The sequence below is a fragment of the Saccharothrix deserti genome, from assembly GCF_009769385.1.
GTDB classification, from domain to species: domain Bacteria; phylum Actinomycetota; class Actinomycetes; order Mycobacteriales; family Pseudonocardiaceae; genus Actinosynnema; species Actinosynnema deserti.
This window is the reverse complement of sequence record NZ_VKAB01000052.1, coordinates 1-20,903: the sequence shown is the minus strand read 5'-3', so window position 1 is coordinate 20,903 and position 20,903 is coordinate 1. Positions and strand designations below refer to the sequence as shown.

General features: G+C 70.9%; 12 protein-coding genes and 1 pseudogene. 10 read left to right on the top strand and 3 right to left on the bottom strand.

Annotated features, from left to right (window positions below; genetic code table 11):
- The first annotated feature begins 2 nt into the window (after window positions 1-2).
- From FM051_RS44395 to FM051_RS44380, 4 genes are all read left to right on the top strand, one after another.
- The gene (locus FM051_RS44395) at window positions 3-1,703 is read left to right on the top strand and encodes a glycoside hydrolase N-terminal domain-containing protein (RefSeq protein ID WP_158853137.1); all 1,701 of its coding nucleotides are present in this window, start codon (window positions 3-5) and stop codon (window positions 1,701-1,703) included.
- A gap of 1,225 nt (window positions 1,704-2,928) precedes the next feature.
- Window positions 2,929-5,667 carry a helix-turn-helix transcriptional regulator gene (locus tag FM051_RS44390; protein ID WP_158853116.1) on the top strand — a complete coding sequence of 913 codons (2,739 nt, stop codon included), beginning with the start codon at window positions 2,929-2,931 and terminating at the stop codon, window positions 5,665-5,667.
- Window positions 5,664-8,120 (top strand): ATP-binding protein, encoded by a 2,457-nt coding sequence (locus FM051_RS44385; RefSeq protein ID WP_158853115.1) that lies wholly within the window; start codon window positions 5,664-5,666, stop codon window positions 8,118-8,120. The genes FM051_RS44390 and FM051_RS44385 overlap by 4 nt, the downstream gene beginning before the upstream one ends.
- A complete protein-coding gene (locus FM051_RS44380) occupies window positions 8,101-10,878 on the top strand; it encodes an AAA family ATPase (protein ID WP_158853114.1) in 2,778 nt (925 codons plus the stop codon). The genes FM051_RS44385 and FM051_RS44380 overlap by 20 nt, the downstream gene beginning before the upstream one ends.
- Before the next feature lie 304 nt (window positions 10,879-11,182).
- Here the strand turns inward: FM051_RS44380 and FM051_RS44375 are convergent, their stop codons facing one another.
- The 3 genes from FM051_RS44375 to FM051_RS44365 form a co-directional block, all read right to left on the bottom strand.
- On the bottom strand, window positions 11,183-14,071 hold the full coding sequence (locus FM051_RS44375; protein ID WP_158853113.1) for a helix-turn-helix transcriptional regulator: 2,889 nt from the start codon (window positions 14,069-14,071) through the stop codon (window positions 11,183-11,185).
- Between the two features lie 259 nt (window positions 14,072-14,330).
- Window positions 14,331-14,966 (bottom strand): hypothetical protein, encoded by a 636-nt coding sequence (locus FM051_RS44370; protein ID WP_158853112.1) that lies wholly within the window; start codon window positions 14,964-14,966, stop codon window positions 14,331-14,333.
- Window positions 14,967-15,074: 108 nt separating this feature from the next.
- The gene (locus FM051_RS44365) at window positions 15,075-15,569 is read right to left on the bottom strand and encodes a hypothetical protein (RefSeq protein ID WP_158853111.1); all 495 of its coding nucleotides are present in this window, start codon (window positions 15,567-15,569) and stop codon (window positions 15,075-15,077) included.
- A gap of 525 nt (window positions 15,570-16,094) precedes the next feature.
- Between FM051_RS44365 and FM051_RS44360 the strand changes: the two genes are divergently transcribed.
- From FM051_RS44360 to ltrA, 6 genes and pseudogenes are all read left to right on the top strand, one after another.
- Window positions 16,095-16,781: an MFS transporter gene (locus FM051_RS44360; protein ID WP_158853110.1), complete on the top strand. Its 687-nt coding sequence runs from the start codon at window positions 16,095-16,097 to the stop codon at window positions 16,779-16,781.
- Window positions 16,751-16,939 (top strand): annotated as a pseudogene (locus FM051_RS54230) (MFS transporter); the annotation flags it as partial. The gene FM051_RS44360 and the pseudogene FM051_RS54230, both read left to right, overlap by 31 nt.
- A 392-nt stretch (window positions 16,940-17,331) precedes the next feature.
- The gene (locus FM051_RS52585) at window positions 17,332-17,610 is read left to right on the top strand and encodes a hypothetical protein (protein WP_238413108.1); all 279 of its coding nucleotides are present in this window, start codon (window positions 17,332-17,334) and stop codon (window positions 17,608-17,610) included.
- Between the two features lie 50 nt (window positions 17,611-17,660).
- A complete protein-coding gene (locus FM051_RS44350) occupies window positions 17,661-18,392 on the top strand; it encodes a beta-ketoacyl [acyl carrier protein] synthase domain-containing protein (protein ID WP_158853108.1) in 732 nt (243 codons plus the stop codon).
- 393 nt (window positions 18,393-18,785) lie between these two features.
- A complete protein-coding gene (locus FM051_RS44345) occupies window positions 18,786-19,268 on the top strand; it encodes a hypothetical protein (RefSeq protein WP_158853107.1) in 483 nt (160 codons plus the stop codon).
- A 583-nt stretch (window positions 19,269-19,851) separates the two neighbouring features.
- Entirely contained in the window at window positions 19,852-20,829 is a 978-nt protein-coding gene (gene ltrA / locus FM051_RS44340; protein WP_158853106.1) for a group II intron reverse transcriptase/maturase, read from the top strand.
- Window positions 20,830-20,903: the final 74 nt, after the last annotated feature.

The following is a 20,903-nucleotide window of genomic DNA, read 5'->3' as shown; positions in this document are numbered from 1 at the left end:
TGATGTGGTTCGACACGCCGGCACGCGCCGCCGGCGAAGCGCTACCGGTAGGCACCGGCCGAGTCAGCGCGCTGTGCTTCGGCGCGGTGGAAGAGGAACGGCTTGAGCTGTCCAATATGGACACGCAGGTTGAGCCGCTTGGCGACCTGACCGTGGCCGTGCACGCGCCGCACGGCGGGCCGGTCGAGGACTACGGCAGGCAACTGGACTTGCGCTCGGGCATCCACACGGTGGATTACCGGATCGGTCGCACGCCGGTGCGCCGGGAAGTGGTGTGCGACGGGCGGAGCGGCGTCATCGGCATTCGGGTGTGGGCGGAAGGCGGCGCGCGGGCGACCGCGTGGCTGACCGGAGGAGGCACCGAACTGGCGGGCGTGGGCGCGGACGGCACGCCCTACGCGATGGCGATCGCGCTCCACGACGAAGGAGATCACTCGGTGTGCGTGTACCTCGCGTTCCGCACTGGCGACCGGGGACCGCTCGCGGAGCCCGACCGTGATCCCGATCGGTGCGTGCGGCAGGCACGCGCGGTGGTCGACAAGGTCGCGGGCCGGGGCTGGAAGAGGTTCCGCGCCGCCGCGCTGCGCGCGCGCCGCCTGGAGTTCGAGGACATCCGGCTGCGATTCGGGCGTGCCGCGCGGCTGACGGTCGACCAGTTCCTCGCCCGGGTCTCGGCGGGCGACGTCCCTCCGACGCTGGTCGCGAAACTGTTCCACCTCGGTCGGCACGTGTCCGTCACCAAGGCCGTGGACAGGACGTGGCTGGGCTCGTCATCGCACACAGCGCTGCCGGAGTACCACGAGTCGCTAGTGCGTTTCGTGGAGCGGTTCGGCGACACTCCCGAGGGTGCCGCGCGCCGCGATGGCACCTGGCTCGATCGGCTGGTGGCCGATGCGCGGCTGAGCACCTACCTGTGGGAGCACAACGCTTTCCGGCCGAACAGGCATCGGCTCGGCACGGTGGTATGGCCTGTCGTCGTGCGCACCGCCGAACTCGGCTGCGCGTGGCTCGACGAGCGTCACGGGCCGGCCGACCACCGGGTCGGCGCCCTGCTCCGGCAGGTCTTCACGCAGGTGGTCGAGGCGAGCAAGATCCTCGGCGCGAGCGGTCCCGTCATCACGCGGGTGCGCGACCACCTGAAACGGTTGCCGATCCCACCCAGGCCCTCGGCCCTGCACGATGTCCGGTCAGGCACGGCCGAATCATGCCTTGTCCCAGCAGGACTGCGGAGCGCGACACCGGAGAGCGCGGTCCCGACCGGGGAAGACCGATCCGTGTCCGGTGCCTCTCCGGTCACCGCGTGGGCGAGATCGGGTGACGGCGAGCGCGCCCACGCCGCCCTCGCCGAGGTGATCGCCGGCCTGCCGCCGGCGTTGCACGGCGGCCGGGTGAACATCGAGCTCACGGCGGCGATCGCGGAGATGCTGCTGCAAAGCCACACGGGCGACGTCGAGGTCCTGCCGGCGCTGCCACGCCAGTGGCCGGAGGGCTTGGTGAGCGGCCTGCTGGCACGCGGCGGCGTCACCATCGACATGGTGTGGAAAGACTCGATGCTGCGCCATGTCGTGGTCCAGGCGCCCGCCGACGGCGGCGAGATCCGCATCAGGTACCAGGGGCGCACGCGTGTCTTGCGCACGATGCCGTGGCACCGCCACGTGCTGGACAGCGGACTCATCCAGGTCGCGGCGTTCCGCCGGCTGTGACCGACCGGCGGGTGACGGCGATCGCCGTGGAGCGCGGTGGGTTGTGGCGTTGCCTCGACGGCGGGGGGTGGAACAGGTCACGGTCGCCCGACGTGCCCGAGCCGGCCCGGCGGCGTGGGTTTGAGCGAGGCACGCCCGAGGAGCCGCCACAGGTGGTCGGCGCGTCGGCGCAACTGCTTGTCCGTCCACCGCTCCCCGGCGGCGAGCCGGCAACGCGGCGGGCACACCCGCCGGCAGGATCAGTGCGTGGCGGGGCGTGGTGCTCCGGCGAATACGGGCGTCATCATGCGGTAGCTGCCAAGGCGGTGGCGCGCATGAAGTGGTGGCTGTCGATGTCACGCTCCTTGTGGAACCGCCCGTAGTCGCCGTGGTCCGGCGATAGGGCGCGCCGTCGGACCACGGCACTTCACGAACCGCCGGTGATCGCGTCCGCCGGAGTGGCTGTCGGCCGTCGTCGTTTCGATCCATGGTCCGGGAGATGTGTCGACAGCGGACTGGGGAAGTCCCAGACCTTGGTGGTGATGTCCTGGGTATGTCCGGGATGTTTCGAGTCGGCACAGGAACTCCTCGGTGCCGGCCAGACCTTCGGCGGGAGGGCGCTGCCCGCACGGGCGGGTGTGGTCGCCGCCGGCAGTCCGATCGACACCGGTTTCGGGTTCGGCTGTTACCCGTACCGGCACGTCGGAGCGACCTCCTGGTACCTCCTCGCGGCGACCCGGTCGAACCCCTTCACGTTACGCTGTGCGCATCGGACACTCACCTTAAGTAAACCTCAAGCCCGCGAGGTCACTGGCCTGGCGGCGTCTAGTGTGTGCGGATGCGGTACGTCGTTCCAATTGCCCGAACGGAGTGTCGGAGTGGAGTCCTTTCCGGACAACGGCGGGTCGCCCTGTCGCGGAGGGACTACCCGGCGCCGAACCGTCCGCCGGATCCTCGAGTCCGGTGTGGACTCCAGGTGTCGCGGCGAGGGGGAAATGCATTTCCGGTGGATGGTTTCCTCGGTCGATGCGCACGGGGCGACGCTCGGCCTCGTCGGCTACGGCGGGACCGCCACGTGCACCAGCGATGGTCCCCTTGGCATCGCGCGTCGCCTTGGCACTGCTCGACGGCGGCGACGCGTTGACGCCACTGCCCGGACCAGCCGCTCGACCGGCGCTGTCGAACACCGGGAGCTGACCGGGTGGTAGACCCGGCACGACGAGCCAGGAACGGGGGAGCACGACACATGGAACACGACACCACGGTCGTCCAACGACCGGTCGGCCGCGAGGACGAGGTCGCCGGCATCGTCGCCCGCGTCCGCGAGGCGGCGCTCGGCAACCCCGGCCTGCTCATCGTCGAAGGCGCTCCGGGCGTCGGCAAGTCGACCGTGCTCGACCTCGCCCGCGAGTCGCTCTCCGACGACGTGACGGTGCTGCACACCGCCTGCACTGTCCGTGAGGAGGCCTTCGCCGCGGTGCGGGGCCTGTTCGGTGCGCGGGCCGACGGAATTCTGCGTGGCGAGTCCGTGACGCTTCGGTCGGACGACTACTCGGTGTCGTACGCCCTGTACCGGCGCGTGGTGCGCCTCGCCGCGGACCGGCCACTGGTGCTCGTGCTGGACGATGCGCACCGGTGCGACCCTGCCAGCGCGCGGTGGCTCGACTTCCTGGCCCGGCGCGCGGCGGACCTGCCGCTCCTGGTCGTGCTGGCCGTTCCGAGCGGCGTGCGCGGTGTGGGCGAGGTGCTGTTCGCGGACCTCGCCGGCTTGCTCCACACCACGGTCCTCGACGTCCGGCCGCTGTCGGCGGAACACGTCGGCGAGTACTTGGGCCGCGAACTGGGCGCCACTCCCGACGACGGCTTCCTGGCCGTCTGCATGGAGGTGACCCTCGGCTTCCCCGGAGTCGTCGCCGAGCTGCTGGTGCGACTGCGGGTCGAGGGCCTGTCGCCCGACGCCTCGGCGGTCGACCGGGTGCGCGAGGTGGGTAGCGCGTGGGGGATCGCCTGTACGGGAGCGTGGCTGTCGGAGCAGAGCGAGCCGGTGCGGCAGTACGCCTCCGGCGTGGCGCTGTTGGGCACCGCCGCCTCTCCGGAGACCGTCGGAGCGTTGTTCGGTCACTCGACGGGGGCCATGTCGGCGGCGCGTACCGCACTCTTGGACTTCCGGGTGCTCACGCCGGACGGCCGGGATTTCCGCATCGACCACCTGCCCGACACCGTGCTCAGCGTGATGGACAGGGCGGAGCTGGGTGCTCTGCGGGTCCGCGCGGCACGGTTGCTGGCCGACGGGGGGCGTCCCGTTCGGGAGATCGCTCGCCTGCTCGTGTCGGTGCCGGAGCCGACCGAGCCGTGGATGGTGTCCGTGCTGCGCGAGGCCGCCCAGTCGGCCGCCGCCGCCGGCGCGCCGGACGTCGCCGCGCGGTACCTGAGCCGGGTGGTGGCCTCAGGGATCGCACCGGTCGAGGTGCGGGTCGACTTGGCCATGGCGCTCACCCGGACGGATCCCGAGGCCGCGCTGCCCGTGTTCGCCGAGGCGCTGGCGGAACTAGCCGACCCGGTCGCACGGGCGTCCCTCGCGGTCGTGTATGCCCTCGTCGCGCTGGCGCAGCGACGGCCGGACGAGGCGTTTCCCGTGTTGACGGACTCGCTGCGCGACCTGCCCGCCGACGCGGACAGCGAGCTGCGGCTGCTGGTCGAGTCGACCGTGCTCTTGATCGGCATCGGTCATCCCGACACGACCGCCGAAGCGCTGGTCCGCGGGCGGGCGACCGCCGTGCCGACCGGTCGGACGGCGGCCGCGCGGCGGCTGGCGCACCAGTTGGCCCGCGTCGAGATGCTGTCCGGCGGCTCGGCGCGACGGGCACTCGAACTGGCCGCGGTAGGCGTGGCCCGCCGGACCGACCTGTATGACTTGTGGGACCTGCCCTTGGCACAGGTGCTCCACCTCGCCGGCGCACCGGACGACGCCCTCGCCGTGCTGGACGGGGTGCTCGACGCCACCTCGCGGCGTGCCGACCCGTGCGTCCACCACGTGGCACTCAACATTCGCGCGTGCCTCCGGCTGGACTCGGGCGACCTGAAGGACGCGGAAACGGACGCCGAAGGCGCGCTCAGCATCGCGGAAGAGGCCGGGTGGGTCACCGAGCAGGAGTGGACGAGGAGGACTCTCGCCTCGGTGCTCATCCGACGGGGCGACAGCTCCCGTGCGGCGGCGATGTTCACCCTGGGGGGAACCCCGCGCAGCGTGAGCGAATACGGGACGCTGATGATCACCCACGCCCGACTGCTGTCCGACGCCGATGACCGCGAGGGCGCGCTCGATGTGCTGCTCCGGTACGGCCGGGAGCTCGACGGGATGGGCGTGCGGAACCCGGTGCTGGCCCCGTGGTGGCTGGAGGCGACCATGGTGCTCGCCGACCTCGGGCGACCGGCCGCCGCGGTCGACCTGGTGGAGCGCGGCACGGAGTGGGCCGTGCGCTGGGACACTCCGGCCGCCCGCGGGTACGCGCTGCTGGCCACGGGGCTGATCACGTCCGGCCAGGGGAAGGCGGCCACGCTGGAGGAGGCGGTCCGCGAGCTCGCGGCCTCCTACTCCCGCCCCTACGAGATCGTGGCGCGCACGGCGCTCGGCCACGCGCTGCTGACCGACGGACATGACAAGGCCGCCCGCAAGAGCTTCCGGACGGCCGTCGAGCTCGCGGTGAGCTGCGGTGACGTCTCGGCCGCACAGGTCGCCAGAGCCGGACTCGACCTCGCGGGCGGCCGGATGGCAGAGGTGAGCGCGACGCCGGTGGACGCACTCACACGCAGTGAACACCGAGTCGCGGCACTGGCCGCCGACGGCCGGACCAACCGGGAGATCGCGGACGCGCTGTTCGTCACCGTGCGCACGGTCGAAAGCCACCTGTCCAACGCCTACCGCAAGCTGGGTGTGCAGACGCGGGCGGAGCTGGTCGGACAGTTCGGAAGGGGTGGTCCGTGACCGTCGAGCACGACGCCGAGCTCGCGGTTCTGGGGACGGCGGTTCAGGCGCTGACCGGTGGCGACTCGGCGCAGTTCGAGGTCGTCGGCCCCACCGGCGTCGGCCGGAGCGTCGTGCTGCGATACGTGGCCGCGACGGGAGAGCGGGCCGGGGCGACGGTGCTGACCGCGCGCGGCTCCCTCGGCGAGTTCGAGCGGGAGCACCGCGTCGTGTACGACCTGCTGGCCGGTTTGAATGGTAGGGCGCCTGCGAGGGCGCGGCGACTGTCGGCGGCCGCGGCGTTGCTCCTCGAAACCGCGAGGGCCACGCCGCTGCTGCTGGTGGTGGACGACGCGCAGTGGATCGACGACGCGTCGAGGACCTGGCTCGCCGGTCTGGCGCGGCGTGGCGGTGAGGCCGCGGTCATGATCGTTGTCGCGTCCGACGGGGTGCGCCCCGTCCTGGACGGCGCGACCGTGCTGACGCTGCGGCCGTTGGGCGCCGCCGCCATCGCGGAGCTGGTCGCCGCGCGGTTCCGGGAGCAGGCCGACCCGGAGTTCCTGGAGGCGGCTGCCCGGTGCACCCAGGGCAGGCCCGCGGTGCTCCGCTCGGTGCTCAACAGGCTGGCCGCGGCCGGACTGGCGCCGCGTGCGGAGCACGTGCCAGACCTGATCGAGCACACGGTGGACACGATCGGTGAGGCCGTGGTGTGGGCGCTGCACACGTTGCCCGCCGAGGTGGTCGAGCTGCTGAGGGTCATCGCGATCTGCCGTCCGGAATTCGATCTCGATCTAGTGCACGCGTTGGCGCCCGTGCGGGCGTTTACTCCGACCCGTGCCCTCGAACTGCTGGTCAACACCGGGCTGATCACGTCCAGGGAACGGCCCGTGCTGGTGGCCGGGGTCGGCGCGGGTCAGGTGCTGTCCGGAATTCCCCAGTCGCGGCGGGCGGAGCTGTTCGCCCGTGCCGCGCTGCTGGGCTACCGGAGCGCGGTCGCGGAAGAGGCCGTGGCGAGGCTCCTCGCGGGCGCGCCGCCGTCGGGTGAGCCGTGGGTGGTGCCCCTGCTGCGCACCGCCGCGAAACGCGAACGCGAACGCGGCCGGACGTGGGAGGCGGCCCGCCACCTGGAGCGAGCGCTGCGCGAACCCCTCGAACCGGCCGAGCGGGCTGGGCTGATCGTGGAACTGGCGGTAACCGAAGGCGTCCACGCGCCGGAGACCGGTGACCGCAGGCTGGCCCGGTTGCTGCTGGAACCGCCGCTGACCGGGGTCGCCGCCGCGCGGACCGACGCCGCCGAGCAACTTCTCACGCGTGGCGACAGCGCCCTGGCCCGACGCACCTTCAGCGCGGTGTACGCCACCGGTGTCCAACGGCACAGCTTCGCCGCGCTGTACTGGCTCGCCGACGACGCGCCGCACGAGGAGCCGGGGCTGGGCGTGCTCGAAGTGCCGGAGCTGCCGGACGCACCCGAGGACCCCGCGCGAGCGGGCGCGGCGGCGTGGCGGTGCGCGGCGCTCGGCACCGACCTGGCACGCACCCGCACGCTGGCCAGAGCCGCGTTGACGGGCAGACCCGCCCTGTTGATCCCCCGCGTCCAGGCATGTCGCGCGTTGATGCTGACCGACGACGTCGACGAGGCGACGGCCGGCCTCGACGCGGTGGTGACCGAGGCACGCAGGCGGGGGTTGACCGCGGTCGCGAGCTTCGCCTTGGTCGCGCGGGCCAAGGTGAAGGCGCGGCGTGGGTGGATCGAGGACGCCACCGCCGATCTGGAGCGGGCCGGGGTGGAACTGCCGCGGTCGAGTTGGCATCCCGCGGCGCGGGTGGTCATCGTGGCCCTGGACATGCTGCTGAGCCTGGAACGCGGACTGGTCGAGCGCGCGGAGGCACTATCCGCGAGCGTGCCACCCGAAGGCGGGGTCAACGGCTTCGGAGCGACGCACCTGACGTTCTCCCGCGGCCTGCTCGCCCTGGTGAGCGGTGACGCCGGGACCGCCGCGGCGCGGTCCCTGGAGTGCGGGCGCCGCCTGCTCGCCCGGCGGTGGGGCAACCCGGCCCTGCTCGCCTGGCGGACGGTCGCGGCGATCTCGCTGCGGATGACCGGTGACACCGAACGCGCCGTTCGGCTCGTCGCCGAGGAACGGGAACTCGCGCGCCGGTGGGGAGCGCCGAGCACGCTGGGGAACGCACACCTGGGCAGCGCGCTGGTGCTGACCGGCGACCACGCCCACGAGCACCGGCGCGCCGCGGTCCGGCTGCTCAGGGATTCACCGATGCGCGTCCGCTACGCGACGGCCCTGCTCGAACTCGCCGCGGCGGGCGACCCCGCGGAGGCCGCACCGCTGGTGCGGGAAGCCGCGGAGATCGCGTTGATCCACCATGCGAACCACTTGGTCGCCCGGGCCCGAGATCTCGGCTGGGTGCCCGGCGGCCTGGAAGGGAGACGGACGCGGAGTGCTGGTCGAACGCGATGACGAACTGGCCACGGTGAGCCGTGCCCTCCGGCTGGCCTCGGCCGGCACCGGCGGCGTGATCCTCATCGGCGGGCCGCTCGGCAACGGCAAGACCGCGCTGCTGCATGCCCTCGCCCGGCTGCCCGAGGCCGCCGGCTGCCACGTGTTGCGCGCGGCGGCCTCGCCCTTCGAGCGCGATTTCGCGTTCGGTGTCGTCCGTCAGCTGCTCGAACCGGCGGTGGCGGCGGCGGACGAACACGTCTGGCGCGGAGCCGCGGCGCTGGCCCGCCCCTTCTTCGAAGCCGACGGGTTCGACCAGCCGCCCGGCGCGGTGGACAGACAGCGGCTGCTGCTGTTCGGGATGACGGCCCTGGCGCGCAACATCTTCCGGGACGAGCCGGTGTTGGTGCTCGTCGACGACCTGCAGTGGGTCGACGACATGTCAGCCCGCCTGCTCAAGGACCTCGGGAAGTGGATCGGGTCCAGGCCCGCGCGCGTCGTGTTCGTGGGGACCGTACGTGAGGGTGAGCCGTCTGCCGACCGGTGCGCGCTCACCACGACCGCGGAGACCGTGCACCAGCTGCGCCCGTGCCTCCTGTCGTCGGCGGGCTCGGCGGCGCTGCTGCGGGAACGGCTGGGGCCCGAGTGCGACCCGGAGTTCGCGCTCGCGTGCCATGAGGCCACCGCCGGCAACCCGATGCTGCTCACCGCGTTGGCCCTGGAGTGGGCGCTCGGCGGTCAGGCCCCGGTCGCGGCCCAGGCCGACGTGGTGCGCGCGCTTCGGCCCGCTCGGTCACGTGACCGCTTCATCGCCTGCCTGCGGACGCAGCCGGAACCCGTCCAGGCGCTGGCCAAGGCGCTGGCCGTGTTGGCCGAGTGCGGCGACCTGGCGGTCGCGGGCGCGTTGGCGGGGCTCGACGGCGTGGCCACCGCCGACGCGCTGTCCGTCCTGCGGAAACTCGGCCTGGTCGCGGGCGATCGGTTCGCCCACTCCACCGCGCGTGAGGCGGTCGAGGAGATGATGACCGTCGCCGAGCGGGAGGACGCGCAGCTGCGTGCGGTGCGGCTGCTGCACGATCACGGCTGGCCCGCCGAACAGGTGGCCGCGCAACTGCTCGGCATCACCACCCCGCAAGGCCAGTGGACCGTGGAGGTGCTGCGCGTCGCCGCCGACAACGCCGTGCGCAGCGGGGCCAACGAGGTCGCGGCGCGCTACCTGCGCCGAGCCCTGCTGGACAGCTCCGTCGACGGTGAGGACAGGGCGAGGGTGCTGGTCGACCTGGCGACCGTCGAGCGGGGCTTCGACCTGCACGCCGCGGTGCGGCACATCACCTATGCGACCGCGCTGCTCGACCGGCCGCGTGACCGCGCGGCGGCGGCCATCCGGCTCGCTCCGGTCGTGCTCGGCGGCGCGCCCGAACAGGTGGTCGGGATGCTCCGCGGCATCGGCGACGAACTGGGCGACCCCGATCACCTGGAAGGTGTCGACCGCGAGCTGGCGCTGCGCATCGAGGCCAGGGTGAGGTACGTCGCCGACACGGAGGCATCCGAACTCGGCATCACCCTGGCGCGGTTGGCGGCCATGGGCGCGGAACCGCCGATGGCGACCGGTGCCGATCGTGAATTGCTCACCGTGCTGCTGCACGGCGCGATGCTGTCCGCTCGGCGGCCGGCCGCCGAGTTGGCGCACCTCGCGGAACGGGTGCTGGCGCAGGAGCTGCCTTTACCCGACCACGTGCACACTGCCACCCCACTGCTGGTTGCGGTACTGGTCGCGACCGACTCGCCCGGCGTCGTGACGGGATGGCTGGACGAGGCGCTCGGCATGGCGCGAAGCCGCAGCGACCTGGTCGCGCAGACCCTGATCCGCACCGAGCAGTCGCTGGTGCACCTCCGGACCGGACGGCTCGCAGAGGCGACCCGGGCCGCGGCCGACGCGTTCCAGATGGGCGCGCTGGACTGGAACACGATCGGGTCCGCGACGGCGATCGTGTCCGGGTCGGTGGCATTGCAACTGGGCGATCCGGTGCTGACCGACCGGTTGCTCGGCGCGTTCGAGGACCAACCCGTGAACCCGTTCCTGGCCGCGGTGCTGAGGATGCTCCGCAGTTCGGCGGCGATGTCGCGCGGTGACCTGCCCTCCGCCGCGGCGGTGTTGTCCGAACACGGCGCGAGGCTCGACCGCTCCGGCTGGCGCAACCCCGTGCTGTTCCCCTGGCGCAGCTCGCTCGCGTTGATCAAGCACCGGCTCGGCGACACCGACAGCGCCCTCGAACTGGCCGAGGAGGAACGGCTTATCGCCCAGGAGTGGGGCGCACCCAGCGGCGTGGGGCGGGCGTGGCGCGTGCTCGCGAAGCTGTCCGGAAAGCGGCACGGCGTCGAGCTCGCCCGGCGGGCGGTCGGCGTGCTGGAGGGCTCCTCGGACAAGCTGGAACTCGCCCGGGCGCTCCGGCTGTGGGCCGAGATGTCGGCCCGCGCCGATGTGTGGCAACGGTGCCTGGACGTCGCGGCGGAGTGCGGGGCGACGGTGATCGCGGAGCGTGCTCGCCGTGCCCTCGACGGCGCGGCGGTGCAGTCCGCACCGCGGCTGACGCCCGCGGAGCGCAAGGTCGCGATGCTCGCGGTCGATGGACGGTCCAATCAGGAGATCGCCGACGAACTCTCGGTCACGTCGCGCGCGGTGGAGAAGCACCTGACCAACACCTACCGGAAGCTCAGGGTGCGCCGGCGCGCCGAGCTCGCCGATGCCCTGCGCGCGGTGGTCGATCGGCAGGCGTGAGCCGTGGTGTGCTGTTGGGCCGGACGCCCGGTTCAACGCGACCAGCGGGCACGTGCCCAGGTGCTGGTGGCGGCTGTGGTCGCCGACGCGACGCGCTGACGTCCGGTTCGTCCGACGGACGGATGTCGGTGGACCGTCCACAAAGGTCCTGGAACCGCCGCCTCGACCGGTGTGCCGGCAGGAGCGGTCGATCGATACCGGGTGCGTGTTCGCGTTCTCCCGCACCGGGGCCGGCCACGCCGGCAGGGCGGGTGTGCGCCCGGCCTGCGTCACCGTTCCGTTCCAGACCCGAGGTCCACCGCAGTCACCGGCCCGGGCCGCGAGCGACGAGGCTCACGGCCTGGGCCCGGTTGCGCACGCCGAGCCGCCGGTACACGTTCGTCAGTCGCCGCTCGATCGTCGGCACGCTCAGGTGCAGGATTTTCGCGATCTGCGCGTTGGTGTTCCCGGCCGCGGCGTACTGGATGAGGTCGATGTCCTCCAGGCTGAGTCCGGCGGCCAGGAGAATCGCAGACCCGCCCGCGACGCCCGGCTCGTTGACCGGACCGGCCGCCGGCTCCCGAGCGTCCGTCCGATGGCCGACCGGGCCGACGGCCGGATCGGCGATGTCCGCGCGGATCCCGACCAGCAGCTTCCCGGTCTGCTCGACGAGCGATGTCATGCCGATCTCGCGCGCGGCCTGCCGTGCCTCGGCCGCCGCGTCCGCCGCGGCGGCCGGGTCCAGCCCGCGCAGCAGGTGTCCGCGTTGGATCAGGCAGCGCGCCACCCAGCCCCGGCTGTGCAGGTCGCGGCTGATCCGTTCGGCCCGGGTGTTGGCGTCCAGTGCCTCCTCGGTGCGGCCGAGCAGGGACAGTGGATCGGCGAGGAACCAGCCGACCGGCCCGACGGGCAGGGCCGTGCCCAGCACGACGAACTGGTCGAGGAAGGACCCCAGTTGCCCGACCGCCCGACGGCACCGGTCGGCGTCGCCGAGCAGCACGCCTACGCGGGCGGTGACGGCCTGCCAGGTCGACCAGGTGAAGTCGCGGGGCAGCCGGGTCGGGTCGGGCAGGCGCGCGACCAGGTCTTTCAACCGTCGGTGCGCCACCGGGTCGGCGGACTCGGCGGGCATCAGGTAGTCCACCGCCGTCACCAGCGAGGTGATGTGCCCTGGAAGGTCGGGGCGCAGGGCGGGTGGTGTGGCCGCCGGCGGCAACGCCCGGCCGGTGTGCGCGCGCCAGAGCCCGGTGGCGGCCGGTGCCACGAAGGACGCGATCGACGGCGCTTCGGCCGTCAACCGCCGCAGTGCGTGGACCAGGTCCGCTTCCTCGGCGTCGAGGATCGCCCGACCGGCGGCGAACTCGGCGTGACGGGTGTGGATGAACCGGTCGCCGGGCGCTGCCGGGAGCCCTGCCGCCGTGTTCATCGCGGTGTCGAGCGTCTCCCGCCGCCCGGTGGCCATCGCCGAGTACACCATCGCCGGCAGCGCGCCCCAGGCTGCCGCCCCCGGCAGCCTGCTCGTCTCGGCGGCGATGCGGGCGTACTCCTCGACCTCGTGGGGGATCGGGTTGGCCGCACGCACCGCGAGCGCGAAACCGATCGCCTCCGGATCTCCGCTCTCCCTGGCGAGCGCCACCGCGTGCTCGGCGATCACCCGGTACCCCGGGGCGTCATCGAGGCACGTCATCGACGCGCGCTGCGCCTCAAGGCGGGCCCGCAACGCGACCGCGCCCGGCGGGCAGCCCCGCAGCGCCCGGACCAGCAGCTCCGGGCGCCGCTCGACGGTTATCTGGCCGATCAGGGTGGCCTCGAGGAATTCCACGACCGCGCGGGCGAACAGTTCCCGGTCGGCCATCGCCTCAGTGGTCGCGATCGCGCGCTCCAGGTAGGCCAGGCCGACCGAGTAAGCCCCGGACTTGATCGCGCACCGGCCGGCGAGCATCAGGAGGTGGCTTTCCTGCTCCGGGTCCGGATCGCGGGCCAGGCCTTCGGTCGCGAAGTCGATCGCCGCGCCGAACGACCTCTCGGCGATGAGCCAACGCACGGCGTCCAGGCAGTGCCGGACGACGCCAGGCCCGTGATCGCCTGCGGCCAGCAGGTGCGCCGCGATCCGCACGTGGACCGGCGAGGGGGACTCCTCCTGCCGATCCGCGAGCTCGTGCGCGATGCGGCGGTTGATCACGGCCATCCGCTCCGGACCGGCAAGCGCCCGTGCGGCGTACCCGATGAGCGGATGGCTGAGCAGGTACCGTGGATCGACCTCGTGATCACGCACGACGAGCCCTGTCGCGACGGCCGCCTCCAGCACCGCCACGACCCCGTCGCGGTCCATCCGCAGCACTTCGCCGATCAGGCCCGCGACCACCGGCTCCCCGACCGCGGCCAGCGTGGCGAGGACGTCGTCGGTGTCCGCGAGCGCGGCGGTGAGCCAGGCCGTGGTCGACACGTCCGCGTCTTCCCTGGGATGCAGGGTCCACTCGCACAGCTCTTGGGCGATTCCGGGATTGCCGTCGCTCGCCGCCGCGATCGACATGACGGTCTCCCGGCTCACGCCGGGCAACTCCGCCTCGACCAGCTCCAGCACGGTCTCCGCGGGCAGCGGCCGGAGGTCCAGGCGGGTGGTGTTGCGGTGGCCGTGCCAATGCGGGTGTCGTGGTGTCGGGGTGTCGTCGCGCTGAGTTGTGGCGGTGAGGACGAGGAGCAGCGGCACATCGCCGAGGTCGGGCAGCAGATCGTCCATTATGGATAGTTCGTCCGAATCAACCGCGTCGATTCCCTCCAAGACGACGATCATCGGCACGCGGGCTCGTTCCGTTATCTCCGAAGCCGCCGTCCGCAGCGTCAACGCGTCCACGGTGGACAAGTCACGTCCAGTCACGTCCGGGTGGTCGCGAGCCAGCTCGGCGAGCACTTGGCGCCACAGCCCAGGATGCGCAGCACCGCCTGCCTCGACCGCGACGCTCACGCAACCGCTGCCCGTCTGTGCCCGGGCGACCAGCTCCGCCACGATGCGGGTCTTGCCGATTCCGGCTCGGCCGGTGACCAACAGCACCCCGCCGTGGCCGTTTTGGAGTTCGGACAGGACGTGGTCGACGAGCAGGAGTTCCCAGAACCGACCGACGAACCGTCCCCGCGCGCTTCGGTCCGGCCCTGTGATCCGGAACGGCTCCGCGGTGTGCCCGCCGCCGGTGACCTCGGCTTCGTCGTGATTCACGTCGATCTCCTCCTCGGCCGGCCATGCGTCGCTCGGGGTCAGACCGGCGGTGGCGGCGCAACAACGAATCCGGACCTGCAAACGCCTGCTTCGAAGCGAAGCGTCCGCCGGCGGCGGGTCCTCGGCAAGACCGGGACGGAAGAATCTATATGGCTCCCTAGACCGGGCACACGTCGAGAGTCCCTGGTCCCGCGTGCGGGACCAGGGACTCTCACATCACGACTCTGGGCGTGGTCGTTCGTGGTGGAGGTAGCCTTGTTCACCGAGGTAGTCGGGGGCTGATCTGCTGGGCCAGTGGCACGAGTCGGCCGGCGAGATCGGTCTGGTCGATCTCGGCGAGGGTCAGGACCCAGCTGCCGGAATCCGTGCGCCACACCACATGCGTGATGTTGTTCTGTAGTGGTTCGACCACGATCCCGGTTTGGCTGAACGCGGCCTGCCCGAGCCCGGTGACCGGCTCCACCCGCACGTCGGTCATGCCGGCCAGCGCGGGGTCCTGGACGACTTCGTGGGCCAGGGTGAGTGCGGTGTCGTAGGGGCGCGTGGTGGGTGCGAGGCTCAGCACGGCGGTTCCGTCGTCCGTGGCGTAGGTGCACGCTTCCGCGGCCGTGCTGTCGTCGCTGCCCTCGGGGGCGGCCTGGGGTGAGAACCGGAGGTCGGCCGACACGCCCTGCGCGGCGGCCAGGTCGAGTGCCCCGCACAGCGCCGAAGGCTGCAACGTCTTGACGCTGGGCGGAGCAGTGTCTTCCGAAACCGAAGGGCCGATCGCCACCGGCGCGGCGGTGGTGGAGGCGGCGGCGGGCACCTCGCTCCCGCCGGAACAGGACGCCAGGATGCCGCACAGGAGGGCACCGGACACCGGCACGACGACGCGCCGGAAACAGCGCAGGTTCATGGACTCGGTTCTCCCGGATCGGAAACGATGCTGTCGACCACACGTCGCAACGGCTGTGGTGGGCCGGGCCCCGGTCGCCTTGTCGCGCCGGGGCCCAGCCGTCACAGGTCAGAACCAGGTGTGGTGGCCCCCGGTCTCCCACTGGCGGCGGTTGTCCGACCACCTACCCCACGCGTAGCCCCCGTCCCAGTAGAACTCCTGACCCTTTTGCCAACTGCTGTAGTTGCACGTATTACCGGTGCGCCGGAAGGCTCCTACGAAGTCACCCGACCGCCACCGGCGGATCACCTTCTGGATGGGCTGGGCGTACTGCCCCGGCTTCATGTAGACCGTGGCCGTGAATGTCGTGCTCATCTCGCCGTAGCGGCCGAAATCGCCGCTCACCGTGCCGGGGAGCTTGAGTCCGGCCAGGTCCATCGATACGCCGGTGCTCCACCTCCAGCCCGACAGCTTGGTCTGTCCCCAGGCGTACGTGCACTGCTCGACGCCCCGCGGGCACTGGTAGATGGGCCCGCGCCAGATCCAGTCCTCCCAGGTTTTGCTGGCCTGCTGTTTCACCCGGGCGTAGCTGGTGTCGCCGGACCTGAGAGTGTCTCCCGTCACCCAGCACCAGGTGGCAGCCTGGGCGATACCGGGCGCGCTGAACATTGTGAGCAGCACCAGGGGTAGGAGCACGAGACTTTGGAAGCGTCGCCGCTTCCGGGTTCGGACGGATCCCTCCTCGGGGATTACCGCACTGCTGGATCGCATTGTTACTCCTTGAGTCGCAGGGGATGGACCTGTGGAGTCACTCAAACGGAACACGGCTTTGTGCGTTGTTGAGAGCTACCAGTGTGTCGGTGAGGGAGATCACCAGGGAAGGCGGGAAAGCCATCGACCTTGCCGATGGGAAACCATGAGCGTTGTTCAGAGCCTCACCAGCCGAGGCGGTAGTGATCGAGGGCGGTGACGATGTGGATGATGGTGGGGAGCTCGGCCAGGCGGCCTCGGTAGCCGGTGGCGAGGACCTTCCAGTATTCGACGAGCGGTGCTCGCCTGCCAGGGTCTTGAGCACGGAGGTCTCCATCACCCAGCGCAGCCCGGTGAGGTCGGTAGACGTCCCCGGCGAGCAGGTAAGAGCATGTCCCGGTGATCGGTGAGTTGCGTCGACGTTACAGCGATGTGCTGTTACAGATTGGCGATCCGCAGGTCCGGGAAGGTGCTGGCTTATGTTGGACAAGTGCGGGTTTGCCGGTTCCGTTTGATTGGAATATCAAGAGAACCTCAAGTCGGCCGACCGTCAACGGTTTCCTTGTAGTCGAACTTATAGAGTTTTTCGGACGCACATCGATCTACGATTCGAATGCGGTGGTGATTGTCGCCGCAGATCACCTTCGTTTCGTGGAGGAACGCATGCGCGCGCTGGTGATCGGCAAAGGTGGCCGGCCCGGTCCGCCGCGCCGGTCGCTGGAGGTGGACCGGAGGTCCGCGGCCGGCCGGCTCCTCGCGTCGGCCTTGGGCTCCGCCCTGGCGATGGTGGACACCACCGTGATGAACGTCGGTGGGCTCGCGGTGACGCGCAGCCTGGACATGGGCCTCACCGGGCCGGCGTGGCTCGTGAACGGCTACGTCCTGTCGTTCGCCGCGCTGCTGTTGCTCGGTGGCGCGTTGGCGACCCGGTTCGGGGCCCGGTCCGTCTACACGGTCGGGTTGACCGTCTTCACCGTCTCCTCCCTGATCGCGGGCCTCGCAACCACCCCTGCGGGTTGTTGGCCGCCCGCGTGCTCCAAGGCGCCGGTGCGGCCATGTTCATGCCGAGTTCGCTCGCACTGCTGAACTCCGCCTTCCCCGACGCGGCCCAGCGGACCCGGATGATCGGTGTCTGGGCGGCCCTGGTCTCCGCCTCGATGGCGACGGGGCCGTTCGTCGGCGGGCTGCTGGTGGACCTGGCCGGCTGGCGCGCGGTGTTCCTGGTCAACGTGCCGCTCGGCGTTGTCGCGATCCTGGCGGCCCGCGCGGTGTTCGACCCGGCACCCGGCCGACCGGGTCCGCTAGCCCCTGTCCGGTCATGCGCTGGGCCTGGCCGCGTTGGCGCTGCTGTGCGTCACCCTCCTCGAAGGGTCGATCCGAGGGTGGGACTCCCCGTGGATCGTCGTCTCGGCGGTGGCGGCGGTCGTCGCCGGTATGGGTTTCGCGCTCCGGGAACGCCGTTCGGCGCACCCCGTTCTGCCCGCCGAGCTGGTGCGCGACCGGCGTTTCCCGACCGTCGCCGCGGTGGGCTTCCTGCTCAACTGCGCGGTTTTCGGCCGGCTGTTCGCGGTGGCCGTCCACTTGCAGGAGAACACCGGTTCGAGTCCTTTGCGGACGGGTGTTCTCCTGCATCGGGTTGGCGATCAGCAACCTGGGCGCCGGGTTCGCCATCCCCGGCATGTCCGCCGTCCTGCTCGACGCGGCCGGACCCCGGCACGCGAACATCGCCGTCTCCGCGATGCACGCCACCAGGCAGGTCGGTGCGCTTGCCGGCGTGGCAGTGGCCGGCGCGGTGCTCGTCGAAGCCACCGACAACGTCGCCGGGACCGCCGTGTTCTTCCTGATCGCCGCCGCCTGCTTCCTCCTCGCCACCGCGCTCACCGCGTGGCGGCTGCGCGCCGGGTGGCCGGCGTGACCAACTCCGTGTCAGAACGTCCGCCAGAACGCCTGGAAGGGAACCGCAGCATGGCCTTGAGCACGGGTTCGGGACCCCGCATGCCGGACAACGCGCCCGCCGACGATTTCGTGGCGGTGGTCGGCATGGCGTGCCGGGTGCCCAAGGCGGACGGGCTCGACGCCTTCTGGCACCTGCTGGCGGACGGGGTGGACGCGACGACCGACGTACCGCCCGGACGGTGGGAGCAGCTTGAGCCGGGCGATCCGGTGCTGCCCGCCGCGGCCCTGCGGGGCGGGTTCCTCGACCACGTGGACCGGTTCGACCCCGGCTTCTTCGGCATCGCGCCCGCCGAGGCCGCGGTGATGGACCCGCGGCAGCGGCTGATGCTGGAGTTGAGCTGGGAAGCGCCGGAGGACGCAGGCATCGTTCCGGCCGCCCTCGCCGACGACCGGGTCGGGGTGTTCACCGGCACGATGGGCAACGACTACGCGGTGCTGACTCCGGTGGATCGCCCCGGCGAACGCCGCCTCCCACGGATGAGCGACTCCGCGGACGGCCTGCGTCGCGGCGAGCCAGCTGATCGCCCAGGCCCGCTCAGCGTGCAGCGGCCCCGCATCCGGCGCGGCGGCCAGGGTTTCGGCGGTGACGTCGAACCACTCCAGCACCACGTCGGTCCGGTGCGGGGCAGTGGTGGCGACCGCCGGGCCGGCGGCTACGAGGATCAGCAGCGCCGTACCGAGCACGGCGAGCAGGCTGCGAGCCTTCATGTCGTGTCTACCGTTTCTCTTGGCAACCCGTGAATTGGCGACCTGTTCCGAAGATCAGGGAACCGGCTGGCGACTATTGCCGGTGGCCAGATATTCGGCGGCGGGCACGTCGGTGTCAACGGTGGCTGGGAAAGGTACTAGTTTTCGTCGCCGCAGGCCTGTGACCGGGGTGTCCCGGGCGTGCTGTCGGGCGGGGGCGGTTGAGGCGTCCTGCGGTGGAACTTTCCGATAACGCGGGTTCTCGTCAATGCAATGTGAAGGGAATATCAAATAAACCTCAAGTCGGACGTTTCGTGAACTCGATGTATGGTAGAAATCCTAGAGTTTTGTGCCGCCTGTCGATCTGCGGTTCGGGGGCGGTCACGATTGTTGCCGTTGATCGTCCTCGCTTGGTGGAGGAACTGATGCGGGCAATGGTGATCGACAATGGCGTCCGGCCCGCCGCACCGGCCGTTCGAGGTGGACCGGAGATCCGCGGAGGCCAAGCTCTCCGTACTGGCCGTGGGCTTCTCCATGGCGATGCTGGACACCACCGTGATGAACGTCATCTACCCGGTGCCCGGCAGGCCGGACGAGCTCGGCCTGTCCGGTCACGCGCTTGATCGCGTTCATCCGCGGGATCCGGACGCCGCTGAGGACGACCTCGATGCCGGCGTCGGCGAGGATGCCGTCGAACAGGGCGGGGACTTCCCATCCCGGTCGCGGGTCAGGAATCGCGTGGCAGCCGCGTCTTCGAGGTCCATGACCAGTCGAACGCACCCTGGAGTGGGTTCCCGGTTCCGACGCCTGGCGCGCCGCTACGAGCGCAAGGCCACCCACTTCGCCGCATCCGCCCGACTTGCCTGCGCGGTGATCTGCTACCGCCGAGCCGTCAAGTTGGATCTGCTGACCCACAACAACCTCAGATGAAATGTGGTCTTAATACTCCAGCCGGTGCGCCCAGTGATCAGGAGGTGATCGTCCAGCGGTCATGACCTGATCAGAAGCTCGTCGTCGCCAGCCGGTGTGAGTCCGGTCCGGGTAGCTGCCAGGAGGCCCGGTAGCAGGCTGGCGGCTCGGTCTGGAAACGGGTCGGGTCGAAGCCCAGCGTCAAAAGCCCCGTTGGGGGAAGCAACTGAGCGGTCCGTAGCGGATAGCGAAGCCTGCCGCGTCGTTAGACATTGAGGGAGAGCCGAGCCGTGCGGCTCACGGTGAAGGCCATGGAAGCGGTGAAGATCCTGAAAGTGCAGCCGCGAAGGACTCCCCGGCGTAAGAGGGCGCGGAACGTTCAGAAGGTGACAGCGGGAACTGGGGAGGCCCTCCCCGGCCGAAGCGCACTGCGAGTGGCGTGGACAAGTCCGTCCTATAACCGGTGTGGAACCGGGAAGTGGATCGGATGCCGGGAGGGAGTCGGAGGCGGTCGTAGTACCGATCGAGCCGCAGGACAACACAACCTGCGGTGAGGGAAGGGCCGCTGCTTCGTTCGTGCGCAGTGTCTGGAAGGAGGGGCCCGGTGAGTGCCGGTCAGGCTAGTTCCGCCGCTGTGGGGTCCGTAAGAGACCCGGTTCGTGCCTTGCAGCATGCGCTTTACCGGTCGGCCAAGGCCGATCCGGGACGACGGTTCCACGCGCTGCGGGACAAGGTCTATCGCAGAGACGTCCTGTGGCGGGCGTGGGTCGCGGTGCGCCGCAATGACGGTGCGCCGGGCATCGATGGAACCACTCTGGCCGATGTCGAGGAGTACGGCATTGATCGACTCTTGGACGAGTTGGCCGAGGACCTGAGGAACGGACGGTGGCGGCCGTTGCCGGCCCGGCGGGTGCTGATTCCCAAGCCCGGGACGGATGAGTGTCGTCCGCTGTCGATTCCTTCGGTCCGGGACCGTGTCGTGCAGGCCGCGCTGAAGGTCGTGCTCGAGCCGATCTTCGAGGCCGATTTCCTGCCGTGCAGCTTCGGGTTTCGCCTGAAACGGTCGGCGCACGACGCCCTGCAAGTGCTCGTTGACGAGTCGTGGCAGGGCAAGCGGTGGGTGGTCGAGACGGACATCGCCGAGTGTTTCTCGGCGATTCCGCATGAGAAGTTGATGCAAGTGATCGAGGAACGCATCAGCGACCAGGGTGTCCTGAAGCTGCTGCGCGTGATGCTGCGCGGGGGTGTGCCGGAGGACGGGGTGGTGCGCCGTGAGGCGTCCGGAACCCCGCAGGGCGGCCCGGCATCGCCGTTGCTGTGTAACACGTATCTGCATCGGCTGGACCGGGTATGGGATGCGGGTGAGCACGGTGTGCTGGTGCGCTACTGCGATGACCTGGTGGTGATGTGCCAGTCACGGGAGCAGGCCGAAGCCGCGCTGGCGCGGTTGACGGTCCTGTTGGGCGATCTGGGGTTGGAACCCAAGGCCGCCAAGACCCGCATCGTGCATCTGGCCGAAGGGGGACAGGGGGACTTCACCCCGGATGTTGGACACGGGGTTATGCGGCTGGGGTCAGCGTAGCGGGTGTTGGGGTGAGGCTGTTCTCGTAGTCGATCGGGGACTTCTGGCCGAGGTGGGAGTGGCGTCGTCGGGTG